Source organism: Aminobacter carboxidus (assembly GCF_014863355.1).
In the GTDB taxonomy this organism is placed as follows: Bacteria; Pseudomonadota; Alphaproteobacteria; order Rhizobiales; family Rhizobiaceae; genus Aminobacter; species Aminobacter carboxidus.
On sequence record NZ_JACZEP010000001.1, the window covers coordinates 86,160 to 107,461 of the forward strand.

Annotated in this window: 20 protein-coding genes and 1 pseudogene; 12 read left to right on the forward strand and 9 right to left on the reverse strand. The window is 63.8% G+C overall.

The features are described 5' to 3' along the window. Window positions 1-84: 84 nt before the first annotated feature. Window positions 85-882: a L,D-transpeptidase gene (locus IHE39_RS00395; RefSeq protein ID WP_192565131.1), complete on the forward strand. Its 798-nt coding sequence runs from the start codon at window positions 85-87 to the stop codon at window positions 880-882. A 41-nt stretch (window positions 883-923) separates the two neighbouring features. Here IHE39_RS00395 and IHE39_RS00400 read toward each other — a convergent pair whose 3' ends face one another. Both IHE39_RS00400 and IHE39_RS00405 read right to left on the reverse strand, forming a co-directional pair. Continuing rightward, complete coding sequence (locus tag IHE39_RS00400; RefSeq protein WP_184771303.1) at window positions 924-1,847, reverse strand: bifunctional 5,10-methylenetetrahydrofolate dehydrogenase/5,10-methenyltetrahydrofolate cyclohydrolase; 924 nt, start codon at window positions 1,845-1,847, stop codon at window positions 924-926. Window positions 1,848-2,089: 242 nt separating this feature from the next. After that, the gene (locus tag IHE39_RS00405) at window positions 2,090-2,869 is read right to left on the reverse strand and encodes a L,D-transpeptidase (protein ID WP_192565132.1); all 780 of its coding nucleotides are present in this window, start codon (window positions 2,867-2,869) and stop codon (window positions 2,090-2,092) included. A 322-nt stretch (window positions 2,870-3,191) separates the two neighbouring features. Here IHE39_RS00405 and IHE39_RS00410 point away from each other — a divergent pair, with 322 nt between their 5' ends. After that, window positions 3,192-3,830 (forward strand): DNA-3-methyladenine glycosylase I, encoded by a 639-nt coding sequence (locus tag IHE39_RS00410; RefSeq protein ID WP_192565133.1) that lies wholly within the window; start codon window positions 3,192-3,194, stop codon window positions 3,828-3,830. Between the two features lie 35 nt (window positions 3,831-3,865). Here the strand turns inward: IHE39_RS00410 and IHE39_RS00415 are convergent, their stop codons facing one another. Both IHE39_RS00415 and IHE39_RS00420 read right to left on the reverse strand, forming a co-directional pair. Next, window positions 3,866-4,252, reverse strand: coding sequence for a hypothetical protein (locus IHE39_RS00415; RefSeq protein WP_184771297.1), 387 nt, complete (start codon window positions 4,250-4,252; stop codon window positions 3,866-3,868). Between the two features lie 30 nt (window positions 4,253-4,282). Beyond that, window positions 4,283-4,465: a hypothetical protein gene (locus IHE39_RS00420; protein WP_192565134.1), complete on the reverse strand. Its 183-nt coding sequence runs from the start codon at window positions 4,463-4,465 to the stop codon at window positions 4,283-4,285. Window positions 4,466-4,655: 190 nt separating this feature from the next. On the opposite strand from IHE39_RS00420, the gene hisS reads away from it, so the two are divergent. The 3 genes from hisS to hisG are packed head-to-tail and all read left to right on the forward strand — an operon-like array spanning window position 4,656 to window position 8,000. Beyond that, entirely contained in the window at window positions 4,656-6,173 is a 1,518-nt protein-coding gene (hisS, locus tag IHE39_RS00425; protein WP_192565135.1) for a histidine--tRNA ligase, read from the forward strand. Between the two features lie 4 nt (window positions 6,174-6,177). After that, window positions 6,178-7,296 carry an ATP phosphoribosyltransferase regulatory subunit gene (locus tag IHE39_RS00430; RefSeq protein ID WP_192565136.1) on the forward strand — a complete coding sequence of 373 codons (1,119 nt, stop codon included), beginning with the start codon at window positions 6,178-6,180 and terminating at the stop codon, window positions 7,294-7,296. Then, window positions 7,296-8,000 (forward strand): ATP phosphoribosyltransferase, encoded by a 705-nt coding sequence (hisG, locus tag IHE39_RS00435; RefSeq protein WP_184771288.1) that lies wholly within the window; start codon window positions 7,296-7,298, stop codon window positions 7,998-8,000. Before IHE39_RS00430 ends, hisG begins: the two co-directional genes overlap by 1 nt. On the opposite strand, the gene IHE39_RS00440 is transcribed toward hisG, so the two are convergent. Further along, entirely contained in the window at window positions 7,966-8,871 is a 906-nt protein-coding gene (locus IHE39_RS00440) for a hydrogen peroxide-inducible genes activator (RefSeq protein WP_192565137.1), read from the reverse strand. The genes hisG and IHE39_RS00440 overlap by 35 nt on opposite strands. 315 nt (window positions 8,872-9,186) lie before the next feature. Between IHE39_RS00440 and katG the strand changes: the two genes are divergently transcribed. The 5 genes from katG to IHE39_RS00465 all read left to right on the forward strand — a co-directional run bounded on the left by katG (window position 9,187) and on the right by IHE39_RS00465 (window position 14,558). Further along, complete coding sequence (katG, locus tag IHE39_RS00445) at window positions 9,187-11,373, forward strand: catalase/peroxidase HPI (protein ID WP_192565138.1); 2,187 nt, start codon at window positions 9,187-9,189, stop codon at window positions 11,371-11,373. 174 nt (window positions 11,374-11,547) lie between these two features. Continuing rightward, window positions 11,548-12,831 carry an RsmB/NOP family class I SAM-dependent RNA methyltransferase gene (locus IHE39_RS00450; protein WP_192565139.1) on the forward strand — a complete coding sequence of 428 codons (1,284 nt, stop codon included), beginning with the start codon at window positions 11,548-11,550 and terminating at the stop codon, window positions 12,829-12,831. 101 nt (window positions 12,832-12,932) lie between these two features. After that, window positions 12,933-13,385 carry a TspO/MBR family protein gene (locus IHE39_RS00455; protein ID WP_184771281.1) on the forward strand — a complete coding sequence of 151 codons (453 nt, stop codon included), beginning with the start codon at window positions 12,933-12,935 and terminating at the stop codon, window positions 13,383-13,385. A 78-nt stretch (window positions 13,386-13,463) separates the two neighbouring features. Then, complete coding sequence (locus IHE39_RS00460; protein ID WP_184771279.1) at window positions 13,464-13,922, forward strand: PaaI family thioesterase; 459 nt, start codon at window positions 13,464-13,466, stop codon at window positions 13,920-13,922. A gap of 3 nt (window positions 13,923-13,925) precedes the next feature. Beyond that, entirely contained in the window at window positions 13,926-14,558 is a 633-nt protein-coding gene (locus IHE39_RS00465) for a 5'-methylthioadenosine/S-adenosylhomocysteine nucleosidase (RefSeq protein WP_192565140.1), read from the forward strand. On the opposite strand, the gene IHE39_RS00470 is transcribed toward IHE39_RS00465, so the two are convergent. Next, window positions 14,555-14,881, reverse strand: coding sequence for a hypothetical protein (locus IHE39_RS00470; protein ID WP_192565141.1), 327 nt, complete (start codon window positions 14,879-14,881; stop codon window positions 14,555-14,557). The genes IHE39_RS00465 and IHE39_RS00470 overlap by 4 nt on opposite strands. Before the next feature lie 60 nt (window positions 14,882-14,941). Here IHE39_RS00470 and IHE39_RS00475 point away from each other — a divergent pair, with 60 nt between their 5' ends. Next, window positions 14,942-15,400 carry a MarR family winged helix-turn-helix transcriptional regulator gene (locus IHE39_RS00475; RefSeq protein WP_192565142.1) on the forward strand — a complete coding sequence of 153 codons (459 nt, stop codon included), beginning with the start codon at window positions 14,942-14,944 and terminating at the stop codon, window positions 15,398-15,400. 95 nt (window positions 15,401-15,495) lie between these two features. After that, entirely contained in the window at window positions 15,496-17,058 is a 1,563-nt protein-coding gene (gene guaA / locus IHE39_RS00480; protein ID WP_192565143.1) for a glutamine-hydrolyzing GMP synthase, read from the forward strand. Window positions 17,059-17,718: 660 nt separating this feature from the next. Here the strand turns inward: guaA and IHE39_RS00485 are convergent. From IHE39_RS00485 to IHE39_RS00495, 3 genes and pseudogenes are all read right to left on the reverse strand, one after another. Next, window positions 17,719-18,768, reverse strand: a pseudogene (locus tag IHE39_RS00485) (ABC transporter ATP-binding protein); the annotation flags it as partial. Beyond that, window positions 18,768-19,760 carry a DUF4432 family protein gene (locus IHE39_RS00490; RefSeq protein WP_192565145.1) on the reverse strand — a complete coding sequence of 331 codons (993 nt, stop codon included), beginning with the start codon at window positions 19,758-19,760 and terminating at the stop codon, window positions 18,768-18,770. The pseudogene IHE39_RS00485 and the gene IHE39_RS00490, both read right to left, overlap by 1 nt. Next, the gene (locus IHE39_RS00495) at window positions 19,757-21,298 is read right to left on the reverse strand and encodes a sulfatase (protein ID WP_192565146.1); all 1,542 of its coding nucleotides are present in this window, start codon (window positions 21,296-21,298) and stop codon (window positions 19,757-19,759) included. Before IHE39_RS00495 ends, IHE39_RS00490 begins: the two co-directional genes overlap by 4 nt. Window positions 21,299-21,302: the final 4 nt, after the last annotated feature.

The following is a 21,302-nucleotide window of genomic DNA, read 5'->3' on the forward strand; positions in this document are numbered from 1 at the left end:
GACCGTTCGGGATTGAACTTGGCGGGTGGAACGTGCGAAGGCTTCGTGCGTTGCAGCAATTCGAAGAACGCAGTGGAAGCCTTTATGTCGACATTCACCCGCCGCAGGTTGCTGGCCCTGGCCGCAACTGGCGCAGCATCGGCCGTCCTGTCCGCATGCTCGACGACGCGCAGCGAACGGGTGGCTTATGAACCGGCGTTTCCCGCTGCACCCCCGCCGCCGACCATGCGCAACGACCCGTCATTCGCCGACCCGCAAATGATGTATGCCCCGGTCAACGACAACGGCTATGACATTCCGGGTGTGCCGTTCAAGAAGATCGATCCGCAATATTACCGCCAGGTCGTGACCGATCCGACCGGCGAGGCACCAGGCACGGTGGTCATCGATACGGCAGGCCATTTTCTCTATGTCGTCGCCGACAATGGCGAGGCAATCCGCTATGGCGTAGGCCTTGGCCGGGCCGGCTTCGAATGGGCCGGTCGCGGCGTCATCGAGTGGAAGCAGACCTGGCCGCGCTGGTTCCCGCCTAACGAGATGATCGACCGCCAGCCCGAGCTGGAAAAGTACCGTGCCCGCCAGATCCCCGGCAAGAACGAATGGGAAGGCGGCATGCAGCCCGGCGTGCAGAACCCGCTTGGCGCGCGCGCCCTCTACATCTTCCAGGACGGCAAGGACACGCTGTTCCGCCTGCACGGCTCGCCCGAATGGGCATCGATCGGCAAGTCGGTGTCATCGGGCTGTGTCCGCCTGATCAACCAGGACGTCATCGACCTCTACGAGCGCGTGCCTGACGGTTCTCCGATCGTCGTTACCAACGGGCTGCAGATGATCGCCAATCCGGTAACGCCCCAGGTGCAGCAAGGCACCTGGCGGCTCTAGCAATCGGCAGGGCAGGGTGCCGGTGCGAACCGGCGCAGGCCCTATTCGGCAGCCAGCGTCGCTTCGGCCGTTCCGAACGTCGCGCGATAGACCGCGCGCTGGCGGTTGAGCGCCACCATGGTGTTGCGCAACAGGATCGCCACCGTCACCGGGCCGACCCCGCCCGGCACCGGCGTGATCCACGACGCCACTTCCTTGACGCTTTCGGTGTCGACGTCGCCGACGATGCGGCTCGAACCGTCCGGCAGGGTCTCGGCATTGATGCCGATGTCGATCACCGCGGCCCCCGGCTTGACCATGTCGGCCTTGATCAGCCTCGGCTTGCCGACAGCGACGAACAGCGCGTCGGCGCGGCGTGCATGCGCTGCCAGCGAGCGTGTCATGTGGTGGCACACGGTCACCGTCGCGCCCTCGCTCATCAGCAGGAAGGCGATCGGCTTGCCGACGATCTCCGAGTGCCCGACCACCACCACCTCGAGGCCTTTGAGGTCGAGCCCGGTGGCCCTCAGCAGTTCGACCGAGGCGGCAGCTGTGCATGGCGCGAGGTCGAGTTGGTTGTAGACGATGTTGCCGATCGAGGCCGGATGCATGCCTTCGACGTCCTTGAGCGGATGTACCGCTGCCTGGATCGCCTTGATCGGGATGTGCGCCGGTACCGGCCGCTGGATGATGATGCCGGTGATGCGCGGGTCAGCGTTCATGCCGTGGATCGCCGCTTCCAGTTCACCGGCCGTCAGCTCCGCCGGAAAACGCCGTTCCTCGAAGTCGATGCCGGCCAGCTCCGCCTTGGCGCGCTGGTTGCGGACGTAGACGTCCACGGCAGCGACGTCCCCGACGGTGATCGAAACGAGCTTGGGGCGAAATCCTTCGTCGGTCGCCTGCTGCGCGGCGGCGCGGACTTCAGCGATGATGCGGGCGGCCACGGGGCCGCCTTTGAGATAGCGGTTGTCGTCGAGCGGCGGCATTGGTCTTCCTTCGCAGGTCATCGGCTTGGGATCACCCCGGATACTGCGGCAAGCCGGCGATGAAAAGGCCCGATCGGATCAATTTTCATCCATGTTAAACATTTTTTCCTGAAATGTTGCCGCGGAGTGAGACTTTTGGTCGGCCTGCCGCACGACGCGAAAAGGGCAGCACGGTCTTCCGCCGTGCTGCCCTTTTGCTTGGGAGCCTGGTCTTGCGACCGGCTCCGCCCCCGTATCAGGTGTTATCTGACCACGACGTTAGTGCCGACAGCGACCCGCTCGTAAAGGTCCATGACGTCTTCATTGCGCATGCGGATGCAGCCCGACGACACCGCCCCGCCAATGGTCCAGGGCTGGTTGGTGCCGTGGATGCGGTACAGCGTCGAGCCGAGATAAAGCGCGCGCGCGCCGAGCGGGTTTTCCGGGCCGCCGGTCATCATTGCCGGCAGCACGCGGCCCTTGGCGCGTTCGCGCGCGATCATCTCAGCCGGCGGGCGCCACTCCGGCCATTCGCGCTTCGACGTCACCTTGTGCGTTCCCGACCACTCGAAGCCCGGCTTGCCGGTGCCAACGCCGTAGCGCCGTGCCTGGCCGTTGGCCTCAACGAGGTAGAGGAAGTTCTCGGTCGTATCGATGACGATGGTGCCTGCCTTCTCGCCGCCATCATAGGCGACCGTCTGCGGCAGGTAGATCGGGTTGATCTGCGGTTTGACCGAGCGCTTCTCCGGCGCGCGCAGCGCGGCCGTCTGCACTCCGTCGGGCCGGACCTTCTGGCGCTGGGCGGTGCGTGGTGCGCTACGTGGCGCCGTCGGCCTGGCCTGCGCCTGGGCCGGTTGCTGGCGCCGCTGCTGCCTGGGCATCACTTGGCCCGGGTTGCGGCCAAGCTGCAGCACCCACGGAGCGGAAAGGTCGGGGCTCACCACGACAGGCGGACGCTCGGCGTAACGGTCATAGGCGAAGGCCGGTGCGGCCAACTCGGCCAGCATGGCAACGGATGCCAGAAGGATCAGAGGTGTTTTCATGGACGTACTCTCAACTCGATCGTCGCCACGGGGCAGAAGACAATTCGTGCCCCGGTTCGGGATCATGTTGTCCAGGCGTTCCCACCGAAACGTGAATCGGGTTGCTTAAAATGCGAGATTGTCAGGAAACCTTTTGGTGTGGTTACCGGCCGGTTCAGGAGTCTGGTAAAGCACAGGTAAATCAGCGCCATTACAGCGCCGCGCGTCCTCTTGGACACGCAAAGGACGCTGTAACGCTTTCGGGTCGGTGCATGATCCTTTTCCGAAAATCGGCCTTCGATTTTCGCGGTCATGCACTGGACTGTTAACGAACGGGTTCGACATGGAAGAAAAAAAGACGGGTTTGATGGTCGGCGCGGATGGGGCGGCGCGCTGCTTCTGGCCGGGGGCGTTGCCGGATTATCTGCATTACCACGACAATGAATGGGGACGACCGGTCGCCAACGACACCAGGCTGTTCGAAAAGATCTGCCTTGAAGGCTTCCAGTCCGGTCTGTCGTGGCTGACGATCCTGCGCAAGCGCGACAATTTCCGCGAGGCCTTTTCGGGCTTCGATTTCGACAAGGTCGCCGAATATGGCGAGGCCGACATCGAACGCCTGCTCGGCAATCCCGGCATCGTCCGCCATCGTGGCAAGATCGTCTCGACCATCAACAACGCCAAGCGTGCCCGCGAACTCGCCGACGAGGCCGGTTCGCTTGCGGCGTGGTTCTGGAAGTTCGAGCCCGGCGCTGACGAGCGGCCTAAGGTGGTCGACTACCCGACATTGATCGCCAACCCGACGACGCCAACCTCGACGCGGATCTCCAAGGAGCTGAAGAAGCGCGGCTGGAGCTTCGTCGGCCCGACCACCGTCTATGCCTTCATGCAGGCGATGGGGCTGGTCAACGACCACATCGAAGGCTGCATGTGCCGCGGCAAGATCGAGGCCGAGCGCAAGGCGTTCAAGCGGCCGGGGTGAGTGCGCTTGCTTTCTTCCGCAAGGGCGAAAGGAATTTAGCGCTCATACCGTCCCTTATGTCCGCTGCCGGCGATGTCCCAGACCAGCGACCGACCTGACACCGTCAGCAGCAGCCCGCCGAAACCGCGGTCGTCGGGCGTGTGGCGCCGCGACGCTGAGCTGCGGCCGGCCGGAATGACCTCCACCGTCGCGCCGCGCTTGACCCAGCAGCCCTTGCCGTACTGGTCGTTGGCGCCATAGGCGAGCATGAATTCGAAGCTGCCGTTCGGCTTCAGCAGCAACTCGGACCCAACTTCCATGACACCGTTGAGATAATAGTGCCCGGCGAGCTTGGCATCGCCGGGCGAACATGCCTGGGCCGTGGCAAGTCCGGCCGCGAGCGACAGCGCACTGAGCGCTGCGGTTGAAACGATCCGTGGCATGGCAGTGCCCTTTCGTGGCCGACTGAGGCCCTATGCGGAAAACATCAGGCCGGCTGCGATCGCACCGACGGCGGCGAGCGCCGGATAGAGCACCAATGCCACCGCAAGCAGCGTATCCCCGAACGGTGACGCCAGTCTTTGGGCGGCATCTTCCGGCCGCGCCTGGGGTGTCTGGGCTGTGGTCTCGTCGAGTTCTGCTGCGATCGTCGGCATCGTGTTCGTCCTGGCATTCAATGCTGCGCCTTGTCGCTTCAAGCTGTATCGGCACGATGTCGGTCAAATTGTGGAAATGTTTCGGCTTCCTCGTGCTGTGCCAAACGCTTGCCGCTCCATCCCATTTCGGTTACGACACGCCGCGCCGTGATCGCGGCCAAAATTTCTGGAAAACAGCGGAATTCTCGCCATGGCCGACAAATCGGAAAAGATGAAAGCGCGACTGCCGCGCGGCTTCGTCGACCGCAGCGCGGACGACATCCGGATCGTCGAGAAGATGATGGCGAAAATCCGCGAGGTCTACGAGCTCTATGGCTTCGAGCCTGTCGACCAGCCACTGATCGAATACACCGACGCGCTCGGCAAATTCCTGCCCGATCAGGACCGCCCCAACGAAGGCGTCTTCTCCTTCCAGGACGACGACGAGCAGTGGCTGTCGCTGCGCTACGACCTGACCGCGCCGATGGCGCGCTTTGTCGCCGAAAACTATGAGAAGCTGCCCAAGCCCTACCGCAGCTATCGCTCCGGCTGGGTGTTCCGCAATGAGAAGCCCGGTCCCGGCCGCTTCCGCCAGTTCATGCAGTTCGACGCCGATACCGTCGGCACGCCAGGCGTCGCAGCCGATGCCGAGATGACCATGATGATGGCCGATGTGATGGAAGCGCTCGGCATCAAGCGCGGCGACTACGTCATCCGCGTCAACAACCGCAAGGTGCTCGACGGCGTGCTCGAGGCCATCGGCCTCGGCGGCGACGACAACGGCAATCGCCGGCTGACCGTCTTGCGCGCCATCGACAAGCTCGACAAGTTCGGCCCCGAAGGTGTGCGCCTGCTGCTCGGCAAGGGCCGCTGGGACGGTGGTGCGGAAGGCGAGGGCGACTTCACCAAGGGTGCTGGCCTGGACGAAGCCGCCATCGCCACCGTCATTGCCTTTACCGAGGCAGGCGCGGCCGATGCTGCAACCACTGCCGAGAACCTGCGCGCCATCGTCGCCGGCAATGCCAGGGGCACCGAAGGCGTCGAAGAGCTCGCCCAGATCGGCGCGCTTGCTGCCGCCGCGGGCTATGACGACGGCCGCGTCAAGGTCGACCCCTCCGTTGTCCGTGGCCTGGAATATTACACCGGTCCGGTCTTCGAGGCCGAGCTCTTGGCCGAGATCCCCAATGACGACGGCCAGGTCGTGCGTTTCGGTTCGGTCGGCGGTGGCGGACGCTATGACGGTCTCGTCTCGCGCTTCCGCGGCGAGCCGGTGCCGGCAACCGGCTTCTCCATCGGCGTATCGCGCCTGATGACCGCGCTCAAGAATCTCGGCAAGCTCGATACATCAGACGTTGTCGCGCCTGTTGTCGTGCTGGTCATGGACAAGGACACCGAAAGCCTCGGCCGCTACCAGAAGATGGTTGCCGAACTGCGTCGCGCCGGCGTGCGCGCCGAAATGTATCTCGGCGGCGCCGGCATGAAGGCTCAGATCAAATATGCCGACCGCAGGGGCTCGGGAGTCGTCATCATCCAGGGCGGCGATGAACGTGCCAAGGGCGAAATTCAGATCAAGGACCTGATCGAAGGCGCGCGCATGTCGGCTGGCATCACCGACAATGCCGAGTGGCGCGCCGCGCGTCCGGCCCAGATCACCGTGCCGGAAGCCGACCTCGTGACCGAAGCGAAGAAGATCCTGGCCGCGCAGGCGGAAGAGCGGGCGAAACAGTAGTTCGATGAACACGCGCTACCCGGCCATCGCGTCCGATATCCTCAAGCTCTTCGCCGCGCGCGGGGCAGATGCTGTCGACGTGCCGGTGCTGCAGCCGGCCGATCCGTTCCTGGATATGGCCGGCGAGGACCTGCGCCGGCGCATCTTCCTGACCGAAAGCGAAACCGGCGCTTCGCTGTGCCTGCGGCCCGAATTCACCATTCCGGTCTGCCTCGACCACATCCACACCCAGTCCGGCACGCCACGCCGCTATTCCTATCTCGGCGAGGTCTTCCGCCAGCGCCGCGAGGGCGGCAACGAGTTCTTCCAGGCCGGCGTCGAGGATCTCGGCGATACCAATACGGCCGCCGCCGACGCGCGCTCGGTGGCCGATGCCCATGCGCTGCTGTCGCTGTGCCTGCCTGGCCGCGAACTGACCGTCACCGTCGGTGATCAGGCGATCTTCGAGGCGGTGCTGGCAGCGCTTGGCCTACCGCGCGGCTGGCGTATGCGCCTTGCCCGCGCTTTCGGCTCGGCTGAGCTCCTGGCCGCCGCCCTCGGCGATCTCGCCGCACCGACGCGCAGCTCGGCTCTTGCCGAGCCCGCCGCGTCGCTCGTCGCCAATGGCGATCACGACGCGCTTGCCGCCCACATTGCCACTGGCATGGAACAGGCCGGTCTTTCGCCTTCTGCCGGCCGTACGCCCAACGACATCGCCCGCCGCCTGATCGAAAAGGCCGAGCTGCGCAGCGTTCGTTTGTCCAGCGATGCCTTCGAGGCGCTCGAGCGCTTTTTGGCCATCGACGTCGTGCTCGACGAGGCACCGGCCGCGCTGAAGGAGTTTGCCGCCGGCGCCGGGCTCACGCTGGGTGCAGCTCTCGACAATTTCGCCGCCCGCGCCAAAGCCATATCAGACCACGGGCTCACAGCCGCTTCCGTCCGCTACGACGCCGCTTTCGGTCGCCCGCTCGACTATTACACCGGCCTGGTGTTCGAGATTTCCGGCCCCGACGCCGACCGGCCACTCGCCGGCGGTGGCCGCTATGACCGCCTGCTGACACTGCTCGGCGCCGCCAAGCCCATCCCCGGCGTCGGCTTCTCCGTCTGGCTCGACCGCATCGAAGCCTTGAGGGAGGCGCGCTGATGGCCATCTCGATTGCACTTCCCTCCAAGGGTCGGCTCAAGGAGCAGGCGCTCGAGGTGCTGGCCAAGGCCGGCTTTACCGTCAATCTGCCCGACGATGACCGCCGCTATCGCGCCTCGATCGAGGGCAGGGCGGACATCGAAATCGCCTTCCTGTCTGCTTCCGAGATCTCAGGCGAGATAGGCCAGGGCAATGTCGACCTCGGTATAACAGGCGAAGACCTGATCCGCGAAAACCTCGCCGACTGGGAGCGCAAGGCCGCGATATCAGCCCGCCTCGGCTTCGGCCATGCCGACGTCGTCGTTGCCGTGCCCGACATCTGGCTCGACGTCGACACCATGGCCGATCTCGACGATGTCGCCGCCGATTTCCGGCAGCGCCACGGCCGCCGCCTGCGCATCGCCACCAAATACTGGCGCCTTACCCAGCAGTTCTTCTCCCAGATGCACGGCATCCAGGTCTACCGCATCGTCGAAAGCCTCGGTGCCACCGAAGGCGCGCCTGCTGCGGGTTCGGCCGATGTGATCGTCGACATCACCTCGACCGGCTCGACGCTGCGCGCCAACCACCTGAAGATCCTGTCCGATGGCGTCATCCTGCGCTCGCAGGCCTGCCTGGTGCAGTCGCTGAAAGTTCGCGATGCCGCCGATGAGGCAACACTGGCCGAGTTCAATGCCGCAATAGCGGCTGCAGTCCACGGATAATCCGCGCCAGCTCCAGGCACTCATTGTGCCGGGGGCTGTTGCGGCGCCAGGCCAGGCAGATGCGGCGCTCCGGAACCGGTTCGGCAAACGGCACGACCTTGAGGTCGCGCTGGTCGCGGGCCGGTCCCGCCGCCATCTCCGGTATCAGCGTCACGCCCAGCCCATGTGCCACCATCTGCAACAGCGTGGTCAGGCTGGTCGCGCCGTAATTGGCCATCGCCACCGGCTTGACGCTGCCACACACGGCGAGCGCCTGTTCGCGCAGGCAATGGCCTTCCTCCAGCAGCATCAGCCGTTCCAGCGCCGGGCTTTCCGGCGGCACCGGCGGTGAGATGAAGTCGGGGTCGTTGGCGGGCACCGCCAGATAGAAGCGGTCGGAAAACAGCTCCTCAGCGGTCAGGCCGGGATAGTCGAGCGGCAGGGCGGCGACGAAGGCATCGATCCGGCCATTGATCGCGTCTTCGACAAGCGCACCGGTGATTGCCTCGCGCAGCTCCAGCCTGAGCATGGGATATTCGCGCTTCAGCGCCGGCAGCACGTGCGGCAGCAGGTAAGGCGCAACTGTCGGGATGATGCCGAGCCGCAGGCGTCCCTCCATTGCCAGCCTGCCGCGGCGGGCCATCGTCTCGACCTCGTGGATTTCAGCCAGGATGCTTTCGATGCGCGGCTGTATCGTCAGCGCATCCTCGGTCAGCCGCACCGCTTTGCCGCCGCGCTCGAACAGGGCGCAGCCGAGCCTTTGCTCCATTTCCGCGATCTGGGCCGACAGTGCCGGCTGGCTCACGCCCGCGAACTCGGCGGCGCGCCCGAAATGCAGTGTCTGCGCCAGCGCCGAGAAATATTCCATCTGTCGGATCGTGAGGCGTATCATAACCGTAGGCTATCAAAGTTCTTAGAAAAGGCAATTTGGCTTTATCGGAACTGCGTCCTACACTGGAATTATTCCAATCAGTTGGTATACAGTATTCCATCTGTTGCCTAAAACAGTCTAGCCAGTTCTGTCCATGAGGGAGGCGCAAGCCATGACAAAGCCGACGATCATCACGAGCCTTGGTGCGCTGGCGCCAGACCCCAACGATACGATCGGAGCCGTCGCGCGCGGCTCGGTCCTGGCATAGCAGCGCCGTCAAAGGCTGGCCGACAGGCCGCAAGCAAAAATCACAGAAAGACGTTCGGAGAGATCGAGATGGATACCAAGACTGAGACGAGCGCGGGCAAGTGCCCTGTCGCGCACAAGCCCACCGGTACCGGTAATCGCGACTGGTGGCCGAACCAGCTGGACCTCGGCGTCCTGCATCAGCATTCCAGCCTGTCCGATCCGATGGGCGAGGCGTTCGACTATGCCAAGGAATTCGAGAGCCTCGACCTCGACGCTGTCATCGCCGACCTCAAGGTGCTGATGACGGATTCACAGGACTGGTGGCCAGCCGACTTCGGCCATTATGGCCCGCTCTTCATCCGCATGGCTTGGCACAGCGCCGGCACCTACCGTATCGGCGACGGCCGCGGTGGCGCCGGAGCCGGCCAGCAGCGTTTCGCCCCGCTCAACAGCTGGCCGGACAACGTCAACCTCGACAAGGCCCGCCGCCTGCTATGGCCGATCAAGCAGAAATACGGCCGCAGGATCTCCTGGGCCGACCTGATGATTTTGACTGGCAACGTCGCGCTCGAAACGATGGGCTTCAAGACCTTTGGCTTTGCCGGCGGCCGTGCCGACGTCTGGGAACCCGAGCAGGACATCTACTGGGGCAAGGAAGGCAAGTGGCTGGCCGACGAGCGCTACAGCGGCGACCGCGAACTCGAAGGACCGCTGGCGGCCGTCCAGATGGGCCTGATCTACGTCAATCCGGAAGGCCCGAACGGCAATCCCGACCCGCTCGCGGCAGCCCGCGACATCCGCGACACCTTCGCCCGCATGGCGATGAACGACGAGGAAACCGTGGCGCTGATCGCCGGCGGCCATACCTTCGGCAAGACCCATGGCGCGGCTGACGCTGCGAATGTCGGCGCCGAGCCGGAGGCGGCCGACCTCGAACTGCAGGGCCTCGGCTGGCACAACAGCTATGGCACCGGCAAGGGCGGCGACGCCATCGGTTCGGGTCTGGAAGTGACCTGGACCACGACGCCGACCAAGTGGGGCAACAACTTCTTCTGGAACCTGTTCGGCTACGACTGGGAGCTGACCAAGAGCCCGGCCGGCGCGCATCAGTGGACGCCCAAGCACGGCATGGGCGCCGGCACCGTGCCGGATGCGCATGACGCCTCCAAGCGCCACGCGCCGGCCATGCTGACCACCGATCTCGCGCTGCGCTTTGACCCGGCCTATGAGAAGGTCTCGCGCCGCTTCTTCGAGAACCCGGACCAGTTCGCCGACGCCTTCGCCCGCGCCTGGTTCAAGCTGACCCATCGCGACATGGGTCCGCTCGCCCGCTATCGTGGCCCGCTGGTGCCGAAAGAAGAGCTGATCTGGCAGGATCCGATCCCCGCCGTCGACCACATTCTGGTCGAGGAACAGGACATCGCGGCCCTCAAGGCCAAAATTCTCGGCTCGGGCCTGACCGTGTCGCAGCTGGTCTCGACCGCCTGGGCCTCGGCCTCGACGTTCCGTGGCTCGGATATGCGCGGCGGTGCCAATGGCGCGCGCATCCGCCTTGCCCCGCAGAAGAACTGGGCCGTCAACCAGCCGGCACAGCTGGCCTCGGTGCTGGAAAAGCTCGAAGCGATCCAAAAGGAGTTCAACGCTTCGCAGACGGGCAACAAGAAGGTGTCGCTCGCCGACATCATCGTGCTCGGCGGCGCTGCCGCGATCGAAAAGGCAGCCCAGGACGCCGGCAACGACGTCAAGGTGCCCTTCGAGCCCGGTCGCATGGACGCCTCGCAGGAACAGACCGATGTCGACTCATTTGCCCCGCTCGAGCCGACCGCCGACGGTTTCCGCAATTATATCGGCGGCAGGCAGCGCCTGAGCGCGGAGGAGAACCTGATCGACCGGGCGCAGCTTCTGAAGCTGACGGCGCCGGAACTGACGGTGCTCGTCGGTGGCCTGCGTGTGCTCGGCGCCAATGCCGGCGATGCAACTCATGGCGTCTTCACCGGCCGTCCTGGCACGCTCTCCAACGACTTCTTCGTCAACCTGCTCGACATGGGCACGGAGTGGAAGGCGACTTCGGAGGCCAAGGAGGTGTTCGAAGGCCGCGACCGCAAGACCGGTGAGGTCAAGTGGACTGCAACCCGCGTCGACCTGCTCTTCGGCTCGCACTCGCAACTGCGCGCGTTGGCCGAGGTCTATGGCTCGTCCGATGCCGGACCGAAGTTCGCCGGGGCCTTCGTGGCGGCATGGAACAAGGTGATGAACGCCGACCGCTTCGCGTAAACAGGCGAAACCGATCGAGTAAGGCAGGTGCGGAGCGATCCGCGCCTGTTTCATTTTGTGCCGCGTCTGTTTGAGGGAAGTTTTTGCCCTGGCAAGGCCGCCGGGCGCTTGTGCATTCCGCCGCTGCTGTTTAGCTAGACCTGATACGGGTCAACCGAAAGCGGATCACCGAACATGCGACTTGGCGGAAGACTGGCTGCGGCCATTGAAGTTCTCGACGATATCGATAGGCGGCACAGGCCCGCTGCGGATGCACTGAAGGATTGGGGACTGTCCCACCGTTTTGCAGGCGCCGGCGACCGCGCCGCGATCGGCAACATCGTTTACGACGCGCTACGCCGCAAGCGTTCCGCCGGCTGGCTTGTCGGCGACGAGACCTCGCGCGCGCTCGGCTTCGGCGCTTTGCTGCTCGAATGGGATCAGTCCGCTGAAGCCCTCAACCGGACGCTTGACGGTGACAAGTTCGCGCCCGAGCCGCTGAGCGCTGCCGAACTGGCGACGATCGCCAGCCACAAGCTCGACGAGGCGCCCAATGCCGTTCGCGCCGATTGCCCCGACTGGTGCGCGCCGCTGCTCGAGCGCGCCTTTGGCGAGGAGTGGGTGGCGGAGGGTGCCGCCCTTGCCGCCCGTCCGCCGCTCGACATCCGCGCCAACACGCTGAAGGCCGACCGCGCCCGCGTCATCGGCGAACTCGAAGGCACCCAGGCGGCGCCAACCGCTCTTGCTCCGCACGGCGTTCGCATTCCTCCCATCGATGGCAGCGGCCGCCACCCCAACGTTCAGGCCGAGCCGGCATTTCAGAAGGGCTGGTTCGAGATCCAGGACGAGGGCTCGCAGCTCGCGGCCGAACTGGCGGGCGCGTTGCCCGGCATGCAGGTTCTCGACTATTGCGCCGGTGCTGGCGGCAAGACACTGGCGCTGTCGGCGGCGATGGAAAATCGCGGCCAGATATTCGCCCACGATTCGGAAAAGTCGCGGCTCGCGCCGATGTTCGACCGCCTGCGCCGCTCCGACAACCGCAACGTCCAGGTGGTGTCAAAGCCGTCCGAGCTCTCCGGGCTTGCCGGCCATATGGATCTCGTGCTGATCGACGCGCCCTGCACCGGCAGCGGCACCTGGCGCCGCCGGCCCGACGCCAAGTGGCGGCTGACACAGCGCCAGCTCGATGTCCGCAAGGCCGAGCAGTCGGCCATTCTTGACGCCGCCAGCACTTATGTGAAGCCGGGCGGGCTCGTGGTCTACATCACCTGTTCGGTGTTCGACGAAGAGAATGCCGACCAGGTCGCAGCGTTCGTCGAGCGCGACGGGCGTTTCGCGACCGTCGACCACCAGGCACTTTGGACAAGGCATTTTCCGGGCCGCGCCGATGCGGTGCGTTTCGGCGCTGAGGGCCTGTCGCTGACCCCGGCGCGCAGCGGCACCGACGGCTTCTACTTCGCCGCCATGCGCCGCGCCTGATCTGGGTAACACACGTCGCTTCGTCCTGTGGCGGAGCGAAATGTGCAACCAGTTCGATGCTCTAGCGTTCTGCGCCTCGGGTGCGCAGTGCTGGAGGTCGGATGAACAGATATGTCGCCTTGCTTGGTTTCATCGTCGTCGTGCTCGGCGGGGGCTCGCTCATCGGCTATCTGACGTTGCCGGGCGAATGGTATGCCGGGCTCGCCAAGCCGTTCTTCAATCCGCCAAACTGGGTTTTCGGCCCCGTCTGGTCGGTGCTTTACATTCTGGTCGCGGTTGCCGGCTGGCGCATCTGGTTGCGCGATCAGCACGGAATTGCCATGCGGCTATGGATTGCCCAGCTGGTGTTCAATTTCCTGTGGTCGCCGACTTTCTTCGGTCTGCAGCAGATCGGCCTTGCCCTGTTGGTCATCGTGGCATTGCTTGCCGCCATCTTCGGCTTCATGGCAACGGCCGCGAAATCGGATCGCGTCGCTGCCTGGCTGTTTGCGCCCTATGCCGCCTGGGTTGCCTTTGCCAGCTTGCTCAACGCCTCGCTCTGGTGGCTCAACTGATTTCGTTTTGCAGTGCAGCATTTCCGATTGCCAGCTTTTGCCGGCTTTGCGATAAGCAAGGCCAAGAGGACATCCGATATGGCAGCCAAGATCGTACCTGCGGCCGACTATGACGAGCGCGTCAGGTCGTCCTTCGCACGCCAGAGCGCAATGCGCACCATCGGCGCCGAACTGACCCTGGTCACCCCCGGCATCGTCGAGATCGAGATGCCCTATTCAGGCGAGCTCACCCAGCAGCATGGCTTCCTGCATGCCGGTGTTATTTCGACGGCGCTCGATTCGGCCTGCGGCTATGCAGCCTTTTCGTTGATGCCCGAAAATTCCAGCGTGCTGACCATCGAGTTCAAGGTCAATCTGCTGGCACCCGGCAAGGGCGAACGCTTCCTGTTTCGCGGCTCGGTCACCAAGCCCGGCCGCACCATCGTCGTTGCCGACGGCCAGGCCTATGCCATTGCTGCCGACGGCGAGGCCAAGCTGATCGCCACCATGACCGGAACGATGATGGCCGTTGCCGGTCGCGATGGCATCGAGGGCTGAACCATGCCGATTACCCAGTTCGCCGGTCGCAACGTGCTGTTCGTCATGGCCGTCGATGCCGAATACGGCCCGCACCTGCAAAAGCTGTTCGTGCCGCTGATGACCGGCGTCGGCCCTGTCGAATCCGGCATCAGGGTCGGTGCCGAACTGGCGCAGCGCGCCGCCGGCAACGCGCTACCCGACCTTGTCGTCTGCCTCGGCTCGGCCGGCAGCCGCAGGCTCGAGCAGGCCGAGGTCTACCAGGCCGTGTCGGTTGCCTACCGCGACATGGACGCTTCGGCGCTTGGCTTCGAGAAGGGCACCACGCCGTTTCTCGATTTGCCGGCGACCGTGCCGCTGCCGCTGCGCATACCGGGGGTGAAGCAGGCAAGCCTGTCGACCGGCGGCACCATCATTTCGGGTGCTGCCTACGATGCCATCCCGGAAGACATGGTCGACATGGAGACCTTCGCCGTGCTCCGCGCCTGCCAGATGTTCTCAGTGCCGCTCATCGGTCTGCGCGGTATCTCCGATGGCGCCAGCGACATTCATCACGTCGACGACTGGACCGAATATCTCCATCTCGTCGACGAAAAACTGGCCCATGCCGTGCACCTGCTGGGCCAGGCGATCCAGGGCGGCGAACTGAAACTCTAGTTCGCCGCGCGCGGCAGGCCCTTGGCGTTGCCGAACAGGACGCCGAGCAGCTTCACCTTCACGTCGCGATCCAAGTTGATGTAGGTCACGGCTCCCGCCTCGTGGTCGAGCGCCCAGCGGCCTGTCACGCCATTCTCCCAGTCGACGACATAGCCGCCATCGGCGAGCTTCCACACGCCTCTTCTGCTTTCGCCGTCTTCGAGCAGCATGTGCGCCACGTCGCCGGTCTCGAAATAGACATAGGCCTCCTTGCCATTGCGATCGAGCACATGCGTCGTACCAGGCACCAGCACCGACAGGGCCGATTGATCGAGAATTGCCATTGTCGTCTCCGTTGGTTATCAAGATAGTCAAGTAACTTGACGTTATGCGCGAATGGAAAAATGGTCAAGCAGCTTGACGAAAATATCGATCCCGCGTTGCCCGACCATGTCGGCTGGCGCCTTTGGCAGGCAAGCCGTGCCTGGCAGGCCGAGTTCGCCGAGGCGATGCGTGCCGCCGGTCACGGCTGGTTCAGCGAAAGCCGCGCCGGCCTGCTCGGCCACATCCCGCGCCGTGGCATTCGCCAGGCGACATTGATCGAGCGCGTGGGCATCTCCAAGCAGGCGATACAGCAGCTGCTCGATGGGCTTGAAACCGAAGGTGTCATCGCACGCTTGCCTGACCCGGAGGACAAGCGCGGCAAGCTTGTGCACTACACCCAGCGCGGCCTCACCGCACTTGGCGACGGCGACCGCATCAAGCTCGAGATCGAGCGCGGCTACCGCGACCGGCTGGGGCAGGGACCGTTCGAGACCCTGATGGCGGCATTGCGTGGCCTCGCCGAACGGCAGGCCAGGTGACACGGTGGCCGGCTGGCGCCGCATTGCATCCCGTACTTGTCACCCATGCAATCGAGACCATTGCACAGAACCGATTCTTTCATTAAACGCCCGCCATGAAGAACGCTGAACATCCCGACACCGTCCTCATCATCGACTTCGGCAGCCAGGTGACGCAGTTGATTGCGCGTCGCGTCCGCGAAGCCGGCGTCTATTCCGAGATCGTGCCTTTCCAGTTGGCGGCTGACGCCTTCAAGCGGATCAACCCGAAAGCGGTGATCCTCTCCGGCAGCCCGCATTCGACTGTCGACATCGGCAGCCCGCGCGCCCCTGACGCGATCTTTGAAGCTGGCATCCCGGTGCTTGGCATCTGCTATGGCGAGCAGACCATGTGCGCCCAACTCGGCGGCAAGGTCGAGGCCGGTCACCACCGCGAATTCGGCCGCGCCTATCTCGAGATCGAAGACGACAGCGCGCTGTTCGACGGCGTCTGGGCCAAGGGCACCCGCCATCAGGTGTGGATGAGCCATGGCGACCGCGTCACTGCCATTCCCGCAGGCTTCCGCGTCATCGGCACCTCGACGGGCGCCCCCTACGCTGCCATCGCCGATGAGAGCCGCAACTTCTACGCCGTGCAGTTCCACCCCGAGGTCGTGCACACGCCCGACGGCGCCAAGCTGCTGCGCAACTTCGTTCACAAGATCGCCGGCATCGAGAGCGACTGGACCATGCGCGCCTATCGCGAGCATGCCGTCGAGGCGATCCGTAAGCAGGTCGGCGACAAGAAGGTCATCTGCGCCCTTTCGGGCGGCGTCGACTCCTCGGTCGCGGCCCTCTTGATTCATGAGGCCGTCGGCGACCAGCTAACCTGCATCCTGGTCGACCACGGCCTGATGCGGAAGAACGAGGCGGCCGACGTCGTCGCCATGTTCCGCGAGCACTACAACCTGCCGCTGATCCTCGTCGACGCCGCCGATCGCTTCATCGGCGCGCTCGAAGGCGAGGCCGACCCGGAAACCAAGCGCAAGACCATCGGGCGCCTGTTCATCGAAGTGTTCGAGGAAGAAGCGAAAAAGCTCGGCGGCGCCGACTTCCTCGCCCAGGGCACGCTCTATCCCGATGTCATCGAGAGCGTCTCCTTCACCGGCGGCCCTTCTGTTACCATCAAGTCGCACCACAATGTCGGCGGTCTGCCCGACCGTATGAACATGAAGCTCGTCGAGCCGCTGCGCGAGCTGTTCAAGGACGAGGTCCGCGTGCTTGGCAAGGAGCTCGGCCTGCCCGACAGCTTCATCGGCCGCCATCCGTTCCCCGGACCGGGCCTCGCCATCCGCTGCCCGGGCGGCGTCACCCGCGAAAAGCTCGACATCCTGCGCCAGGCCGACGCGATCTATCTCGACGAGATCCGCAAGGCCGGCCTCTACGACGCCATCTGGCAGGCCTTTGCCGTGCTGTTGCCGGTCCAGACCGTCGGCGTCATGGGCGACGGCCGAACCTACGAATTCGTCTGCGCGCTCCGCGCCGTGACCTCGGTCGACGGCATGACCGCCGACTTCTACCACTACGACATGAACTTCCTCGGCCAGGCCGCCACCCGCATCATCAACGAAGTCCGCGGCATCAACCGCGTCGTCTACGACGTCACCTCGAAGCCGCCAGGCACCATCGAGTGGGAGTGAGGGGACGACGGCAATAGCGTAGTTTCGACGGCGAATTCCGCCGTCGCGCAATGTCTTTACATCGCTCATTCCGTTGACCTGGCGTTCTCCAGCTCTGCCTGGCTAGTTCGATCTGTCTCCATCTTCGAGATGATGTAAAGTCGCCTTAAGAGGCGGGAGTGCTCTTGCGTAGAACAGCGTGCACAAAGGCGGGTCTGCTTTGCGTCTTATCTCGGTCGATTAGGCCGCCTTCGCGATGTCCTGCAAGCTGCGATCACCTTGTTGCAGGTTTCGACCCCGGCGTGGTTGGTTGATCTTGTGGGCATCGAAACGCACCAGTAGGGCGGCCTCCGCCTGTCGTGTTCTTGGTCGGGCTGGCGCGACGGCCAAGTTCCAACTGGCTGGGAATCTGAATGATCGCAGCCGACAAATGGCGCGCCTCACAGCTTATGGACTGTCCGCACCCACCGATTTCGCATGTGTCTTGGGACCTGGACCTCGCATGTAGTACAGTTCCGGCCTATATCGGTCTTGCCGAATGCCGATTGCCTCAAGCGCTTGGGAGAGCTTCTTCCGTGGACCAGTCCTTCCATTCTTGAGCGACGTGCGACGTGCTGGCGCCATGCTGGTGTTTCCCTTCGTATCAGACGGCCCGGGTTCATCGACATCACTGTCACCACCGAGCCTCAGTCCGCTCGCAGGGTCGAAAAAGTGCAGTCTCGAATAGTCCGGCGCAATGCGCACTGTCTCACCGGGCACTGTCGTCAGTCTTTCGCGGGCCAGCAAGGTCATCCGTGTACCACCCGCGTCGAGCAGAACGGTTGTCTCGGAGCCTGTTTGTTCCACGACCAGTACGGTTGCCTCGATTCCTGAGGTATCTATGCTCAGATGCTCTGGTCGAACGCCGAGAATAACCGCGCCATCCCCAGCCATAGGACTTATGTCAGTGTCATGGCCGAGAAGACCGTTGCCGCTGACGAACCGACGCTTTTTGATGGTTCCGCCAATGAAGTTCATGGATGGCGAGCCAATGAAACCGGCAACAAACATGTTGCGCGGCCGGTCGTACAATTCGAGCGGGCTCCCTTGCTGCTCGACCAGCCCATCGCGCATGACGACGATCTTGTCGGCCATTGTCATCGCCTCAACCTGGTCGTGCGTAACATACACCGTGGTCGTTTTGAGCCGCTGATGCAGTGCCTTGATCTCGGCGCGCATGCTGACGCGCAGCTTGGCATCGAGGTTGGAAAGCGGCTCGTCGAACAGGAACACCTGTGGATCCCGTACGATGGCGCGGCCCATGGCGACGCGTTGCCGCTGACCGCCTGACAATTGTTTAGGCAAGCGGTCGAGTAAAGGCCTAAGATCGAGGATTTCAGCCGCTCGGCTAACACGCTGCGCAATCTCATCGGCAGGCAAGCCGGCCAATTTCAGGGAGAACCCCATGTTCTTGGCAACCGTCATATGCGGATACAGCGCATAGCTCTGGAACACCATGGCGACATCCCGCTGCTTTGGCGGGACATTGTTGACCACGCGCCCGCCAATGCCGATTTCGCCCGAGGAAATGCCTTCCAGCCCGGCAATCATGCGCAGCAAGGTCGACTTTCCGCAACCTGACGGGCCCACCAGCGCCACAAATTCGGAATTTTCCACCTGCACGTCGACGCCGCGCAAAACCTCAACCGCGCCATAGGACTTGCGTACGTTCTCGATCGTTACCCCGGCCATCAACCTGTTTCCTTCGTATTTGGCGCAACCGGCTGGGTCGCCGCGTCGCAGATACTAATTTCAATCTGAAACGTGGCCGTTTCGCCGGGTTTCAGCGTGCAGGTGGTTTCGTTAGAACCGTCAGCGGCCTTGGCCGCATTGCAAGGTTCGATCGACAGGACGCCACATCGCGGTCGCAGGTCGCGCCAGAGCTGAAGATAGGGCAGCGTCTTGGCGTCGAATCTGAAAGAAATGCACCGTGTGCCGTCTGCTACCGGTGTCTCGACGACGCATTCGGACGTTGTCATGGCCGACACCTTGCGGATCGTGGCCGGTGCAGGTTCCGAGCCATCCGGCATGGTCAATCTGTCGAGCACTGTTGCGCTATCATGCATCACGGTGGAGCCGTCCACGATGCCCGGATAACCAAGATTGAAATGGTAGAGGATCACGAGGTTCTGCGGCGTCGGCCCGATGTTATCGACGCTGTCGATGAGGCGCATCACACCTCCGCCGATGGGCGCCTCGATGCGGCGGCGCAGGCGGAATGTTTCAGCACCATACCGCCACTGCATAATCTCGCCCTCGCAAAACAGCACGGGTTCCTTGGCGTCCCAATTCTCGCCGTAGTTCAGCAGGCGCGCCGGCGTGTGCGGCAGGTGGCCATGCAGCGGCAGGCCGTTGACGGGCTGCCGGATGTGATCAAGCCCACAGGTAACCAGGAACCCGCCAAAGCTGCGGTTGAAGCCAAAGCCTGCGTCGCCCTCGGGCGCATGCAGGCTCGCTGCGCGGAACCCGGCCGGGCTTTGCCAGCTGAGCTGCTCGCCCTTCCAGTGCAGCGTCCCGATGTCGAGCGACCTGTCGGCGATCACCCAGAAATCGAGGCCGCCGCCGGTTGAGAACGCCAGTGCCCGCACGCCGCGCTCCGGCCCGTCGTCCAGTGTAATGCGCCGCACGCTGGCGAGTTGGCGAAGGTCGCCGACGAGTGGACGCAGTTCGGCGGCGTTCTTCATGTCGCTGCTGCGGCCGGATGTCTGGGCTCATCAAGCCCAAGCCGGATGAAGGATTCTTCCGGTGCGCCGTTGGCGGCCATCAATTTCGCCATCATGTCAGTCAACTCCCGCTCCTTGTCGGCATCGGACAACGGGTGTTCCTGGCCGGGATCGACCGAGAGATCGTAGAGGCGCGTCTCGGATTCCAGCAGGGCTCCGGGACCGTAATTATTGTACATCGGCGAGCGTTCGATCACCGGCACCTTGAGCAGGTTCGCACCCTTGGTGAAGTCGAGCGGCGGCGACAGTTGCGCACCGGCCAGTTCCTCGGGCGAAAACGGCGAGAAGATGTGGGTGGGCATCAGCGTGTATTGAAAGAGGTCCTGGCCAGCCAGATTTTCGGGGAACCGGTGGTAGGTGTAGCGGCCGTCGGCGACATTCACAGCGCCGCCGAAATAACCGAACAGCGCGCCCTCGCGTCTTGCTGTGCCGTCAGCCATCTGGCACAGCGAGAAGCCCTCGTTTTCCGTTGGCGGGGTAGCGCCGAACAGATCAAGAAAGGTCGCGGCGAGGTCGATCGATTGGGTCAAGGCCTCAGACCTCGCCCCGGCCAAGTCCGGGCTGCGAGGATCGTGCAGGAAGAGCGGGATGTGTGCGACTTCCTCGTAGAGGTTCATCCGGTTCTTGGCCCAGAAATCGTGCTCGCCGAGCAGGAAACCATGATCGGTCGTGACCACCAGCGCGGTGTCTGTCCACAGCTCGTGCCGGTCGAAGTAATCGAGCAGTTCGCCCAGGAGATGGTCGCACATGGCCACGACCGCATAATAGTTAGCCCGGAGCTCCTCGCATTCTTCTGGCAGCTCCTCGACCCGACCATAGCGGGGCCAGTCGCGGATCGGCCCTTTCCAGCCGGTGTCGAACTTTTCCTTGAAACGCGCCGGCGCGGTGAACGGCTCGTGCGGGTCAAAGGTCTCGATCTGCAACAGCCAGTTGTCGGCGTCGCGGTTGCGGTCGAGGAAATCGAACCCTTCGGCGAAGCAACGTACGGAAGGAAAGTCGTTTTCCTCCTTTATGAACTCGCGGTTGATTATGTTCTGGCCGAAATAGGAGCGACGTCCCTCGCTGAACTGGCGCGCATGGTACATCTCGCGCAGCCGCTCCCAGTGCGGCTGCACCATCGCCTTCCAGCGGTCGCCTTCCTGTCCGCGGACAAATTCGTAGCTGTCGTAACGGTTGTGATATGTCGCGCCGCCGTCTTCCCAATAATGGAAATGATCGGTCACCAGATGGCTGTAGGTGCCGGTTTGCTGGTGCAGGATTTCCGGAAACGCGTTGTCGAAAGGTTCCAGCGGCCCCCAACTGCGGTGCAGGAAAGTGAGCCGTCCGGTCAGCATGTCGCGCCGTGCCGGCATGCAAGGCAGGCTGCCGACGTAATGCTTGTCGAAGGTCACGCTCCGCGCCGCCAGCCGGTCGAAATTCGGCGTCGGGATGCGCGTGCCGCCATAGGCGCCCAGCATGCCGCGGTTTAGAGAGTCGAAGAGGACAAAAACGGCTTTCATGATC

What these genes read in the sequence shown, in the direction of transcription:
- IHE39_RS00495 (WP_192565146.1), bottom strand. Translation starts at nt 21,298, where the DNA reads ATGAAAGCCGTTTTTGTCCTCTTCGACTCTCTAAACCGCGGCATGCTG.
- IHE39_RS00460 (WP_184771279.1), top strand. Translation starts at nt 13,464, where the DNA reads ATGGCAGCCAAGATCGTACCTGCGGCCGACTATGACGAGCGCGTCAGG.
- IHE39_RS00400 (WP_184771303.1), bottom strand. Translation starts at nt 1,847, where the DNA reads ATGCCGCCGCTCGACGACAACCGCTATCTCAAAGGCGGCCCCGTGGCC.
- guaA (WP_192565143.1), top strand. Translation starts at nt 15,496, where the DNA reads ATGAAGAACGCTGAACATCCCGACACCGTCCTCATCATCGACTTCGGC.
- IHE39_RS00450 (WP_192565139.1), top strand. Translation starts at nt 11,548, where the DNA reads ATGCGACTTGGCGGAAGACTGGCTGCGGCCATTGAAGTTCTCGACGAT.
- IHE39_RS00455 (WP_184771281.1), top strand. Translation starts at nt 12,933, where the DNA reads ATGAACAGATATGTCGCCTTGCTTGGTTTCATCGTCGTCGTGCTCGGC.
- IHE39_RS00440 (WP_192565137.1), bottom strand. Translation starts at nt 8,871, where the DNA reads ATGATACGCCTCACGATCCGACAGATGGAATATTTCTCGGCGCTGGCG.
- IHE39_RS00395 (WP_192565131.1), top strand. Translation starts at nt 85, where the DNA reads ATGTCGACATTCACCCGCCGCAGGTTGCTGGCCCTGGCCGCAACTGGC.
- hisG (WP_184771288.1), top strand. Translation starts at nt 7,296, where the DNA reads ATGGCCATCTCGATTGCACTTCCCTCCAAGGGTCGGCTCAAGGAGCAG.
- IHE39_RS00470 (WP_192565141.1), bottom strand. Translation starts at nt 14,881, where the DNA reads ATGGCAATTCTCGATCAATCGGCCCTGTCGGTGCTGGTGCCTGGTACG.
- IHE39_RS00465 (WP_192565140.1), top strand. Translation starts at nt 13,926, where the DNA reads ATGCCGATTACCCAGTTCGCCGGTCGCAACGTGCTGTTCGTCATGGCC.
- IHE39_RS00415 (WP_184771297.1), bottom strand. Translation starts at nt 4,252, where the DNA reads ATGCCACGGATCGTTTCAACCGCAGCGCTCAGTGCGCTGTCGCTCGCG.
- IHE39_RS00410 (WP_192565133.1), top strand. Translation starts at nt 3,192, where the DNA reads ATGGAAGAAAAAAAGACGGGTTTGATGGTCGGCGCGGATGGGGCGGCG.
- IHE39_RS00430 (WP_192565136.1), top strand. Translation starts at nt 6,178, where the DNA reads ATGAACACGCGCTACCCGGCCATCGCGTCCGATATCCTCAAGCTCTTC.
- IHE39_RS00490 (WP_192565145.1), bottom strand. Translation starts at nt 19,760, where the DNA reads ATGAAGAACGCCGCCGAACTGCGTCCACTCGTCGGCGACCTTCGCCAA.
- IHE39_RS00420 (WP_192565134.1), bottom strand. Translation starts at nt 4,465, where the DNA reads ATGCCGACGATCGCAGCAGAACTCGACGAGACCACAGCCCAGACACCC.
- IHE39_RS00475 (WP_192565142.1), top strand. Translation starts at nt 14,942, where the DNA reads ATGGTCAAGCAGCTTGACGAAAATATCGATCCCGCGTTGCCCGACCAT.
- hisS (WP_192565135.1), top strand. Translation starts at nt 4,656, where the DNA reads ATGGCCGACAAATCGGAAAAGATGAAAGCGCGACTGCCGCGCGGCTTC.
- IHE39_RS00405 (WP_192565132.1), bottom strand. Translation starts at nt 2,869, where the DNA reads ATGAAAACACCTCTGATCCTTCTGGCATCCGTTGCCATGCTGGCCGAG.
- katG (WP_192565138.1), top strand. Translation starts at nt 9,187, where the DNA reads ATGGATACCAAGACTGAGACGAGCGCGGGCAAGTGCCCTGTCGCGCAC.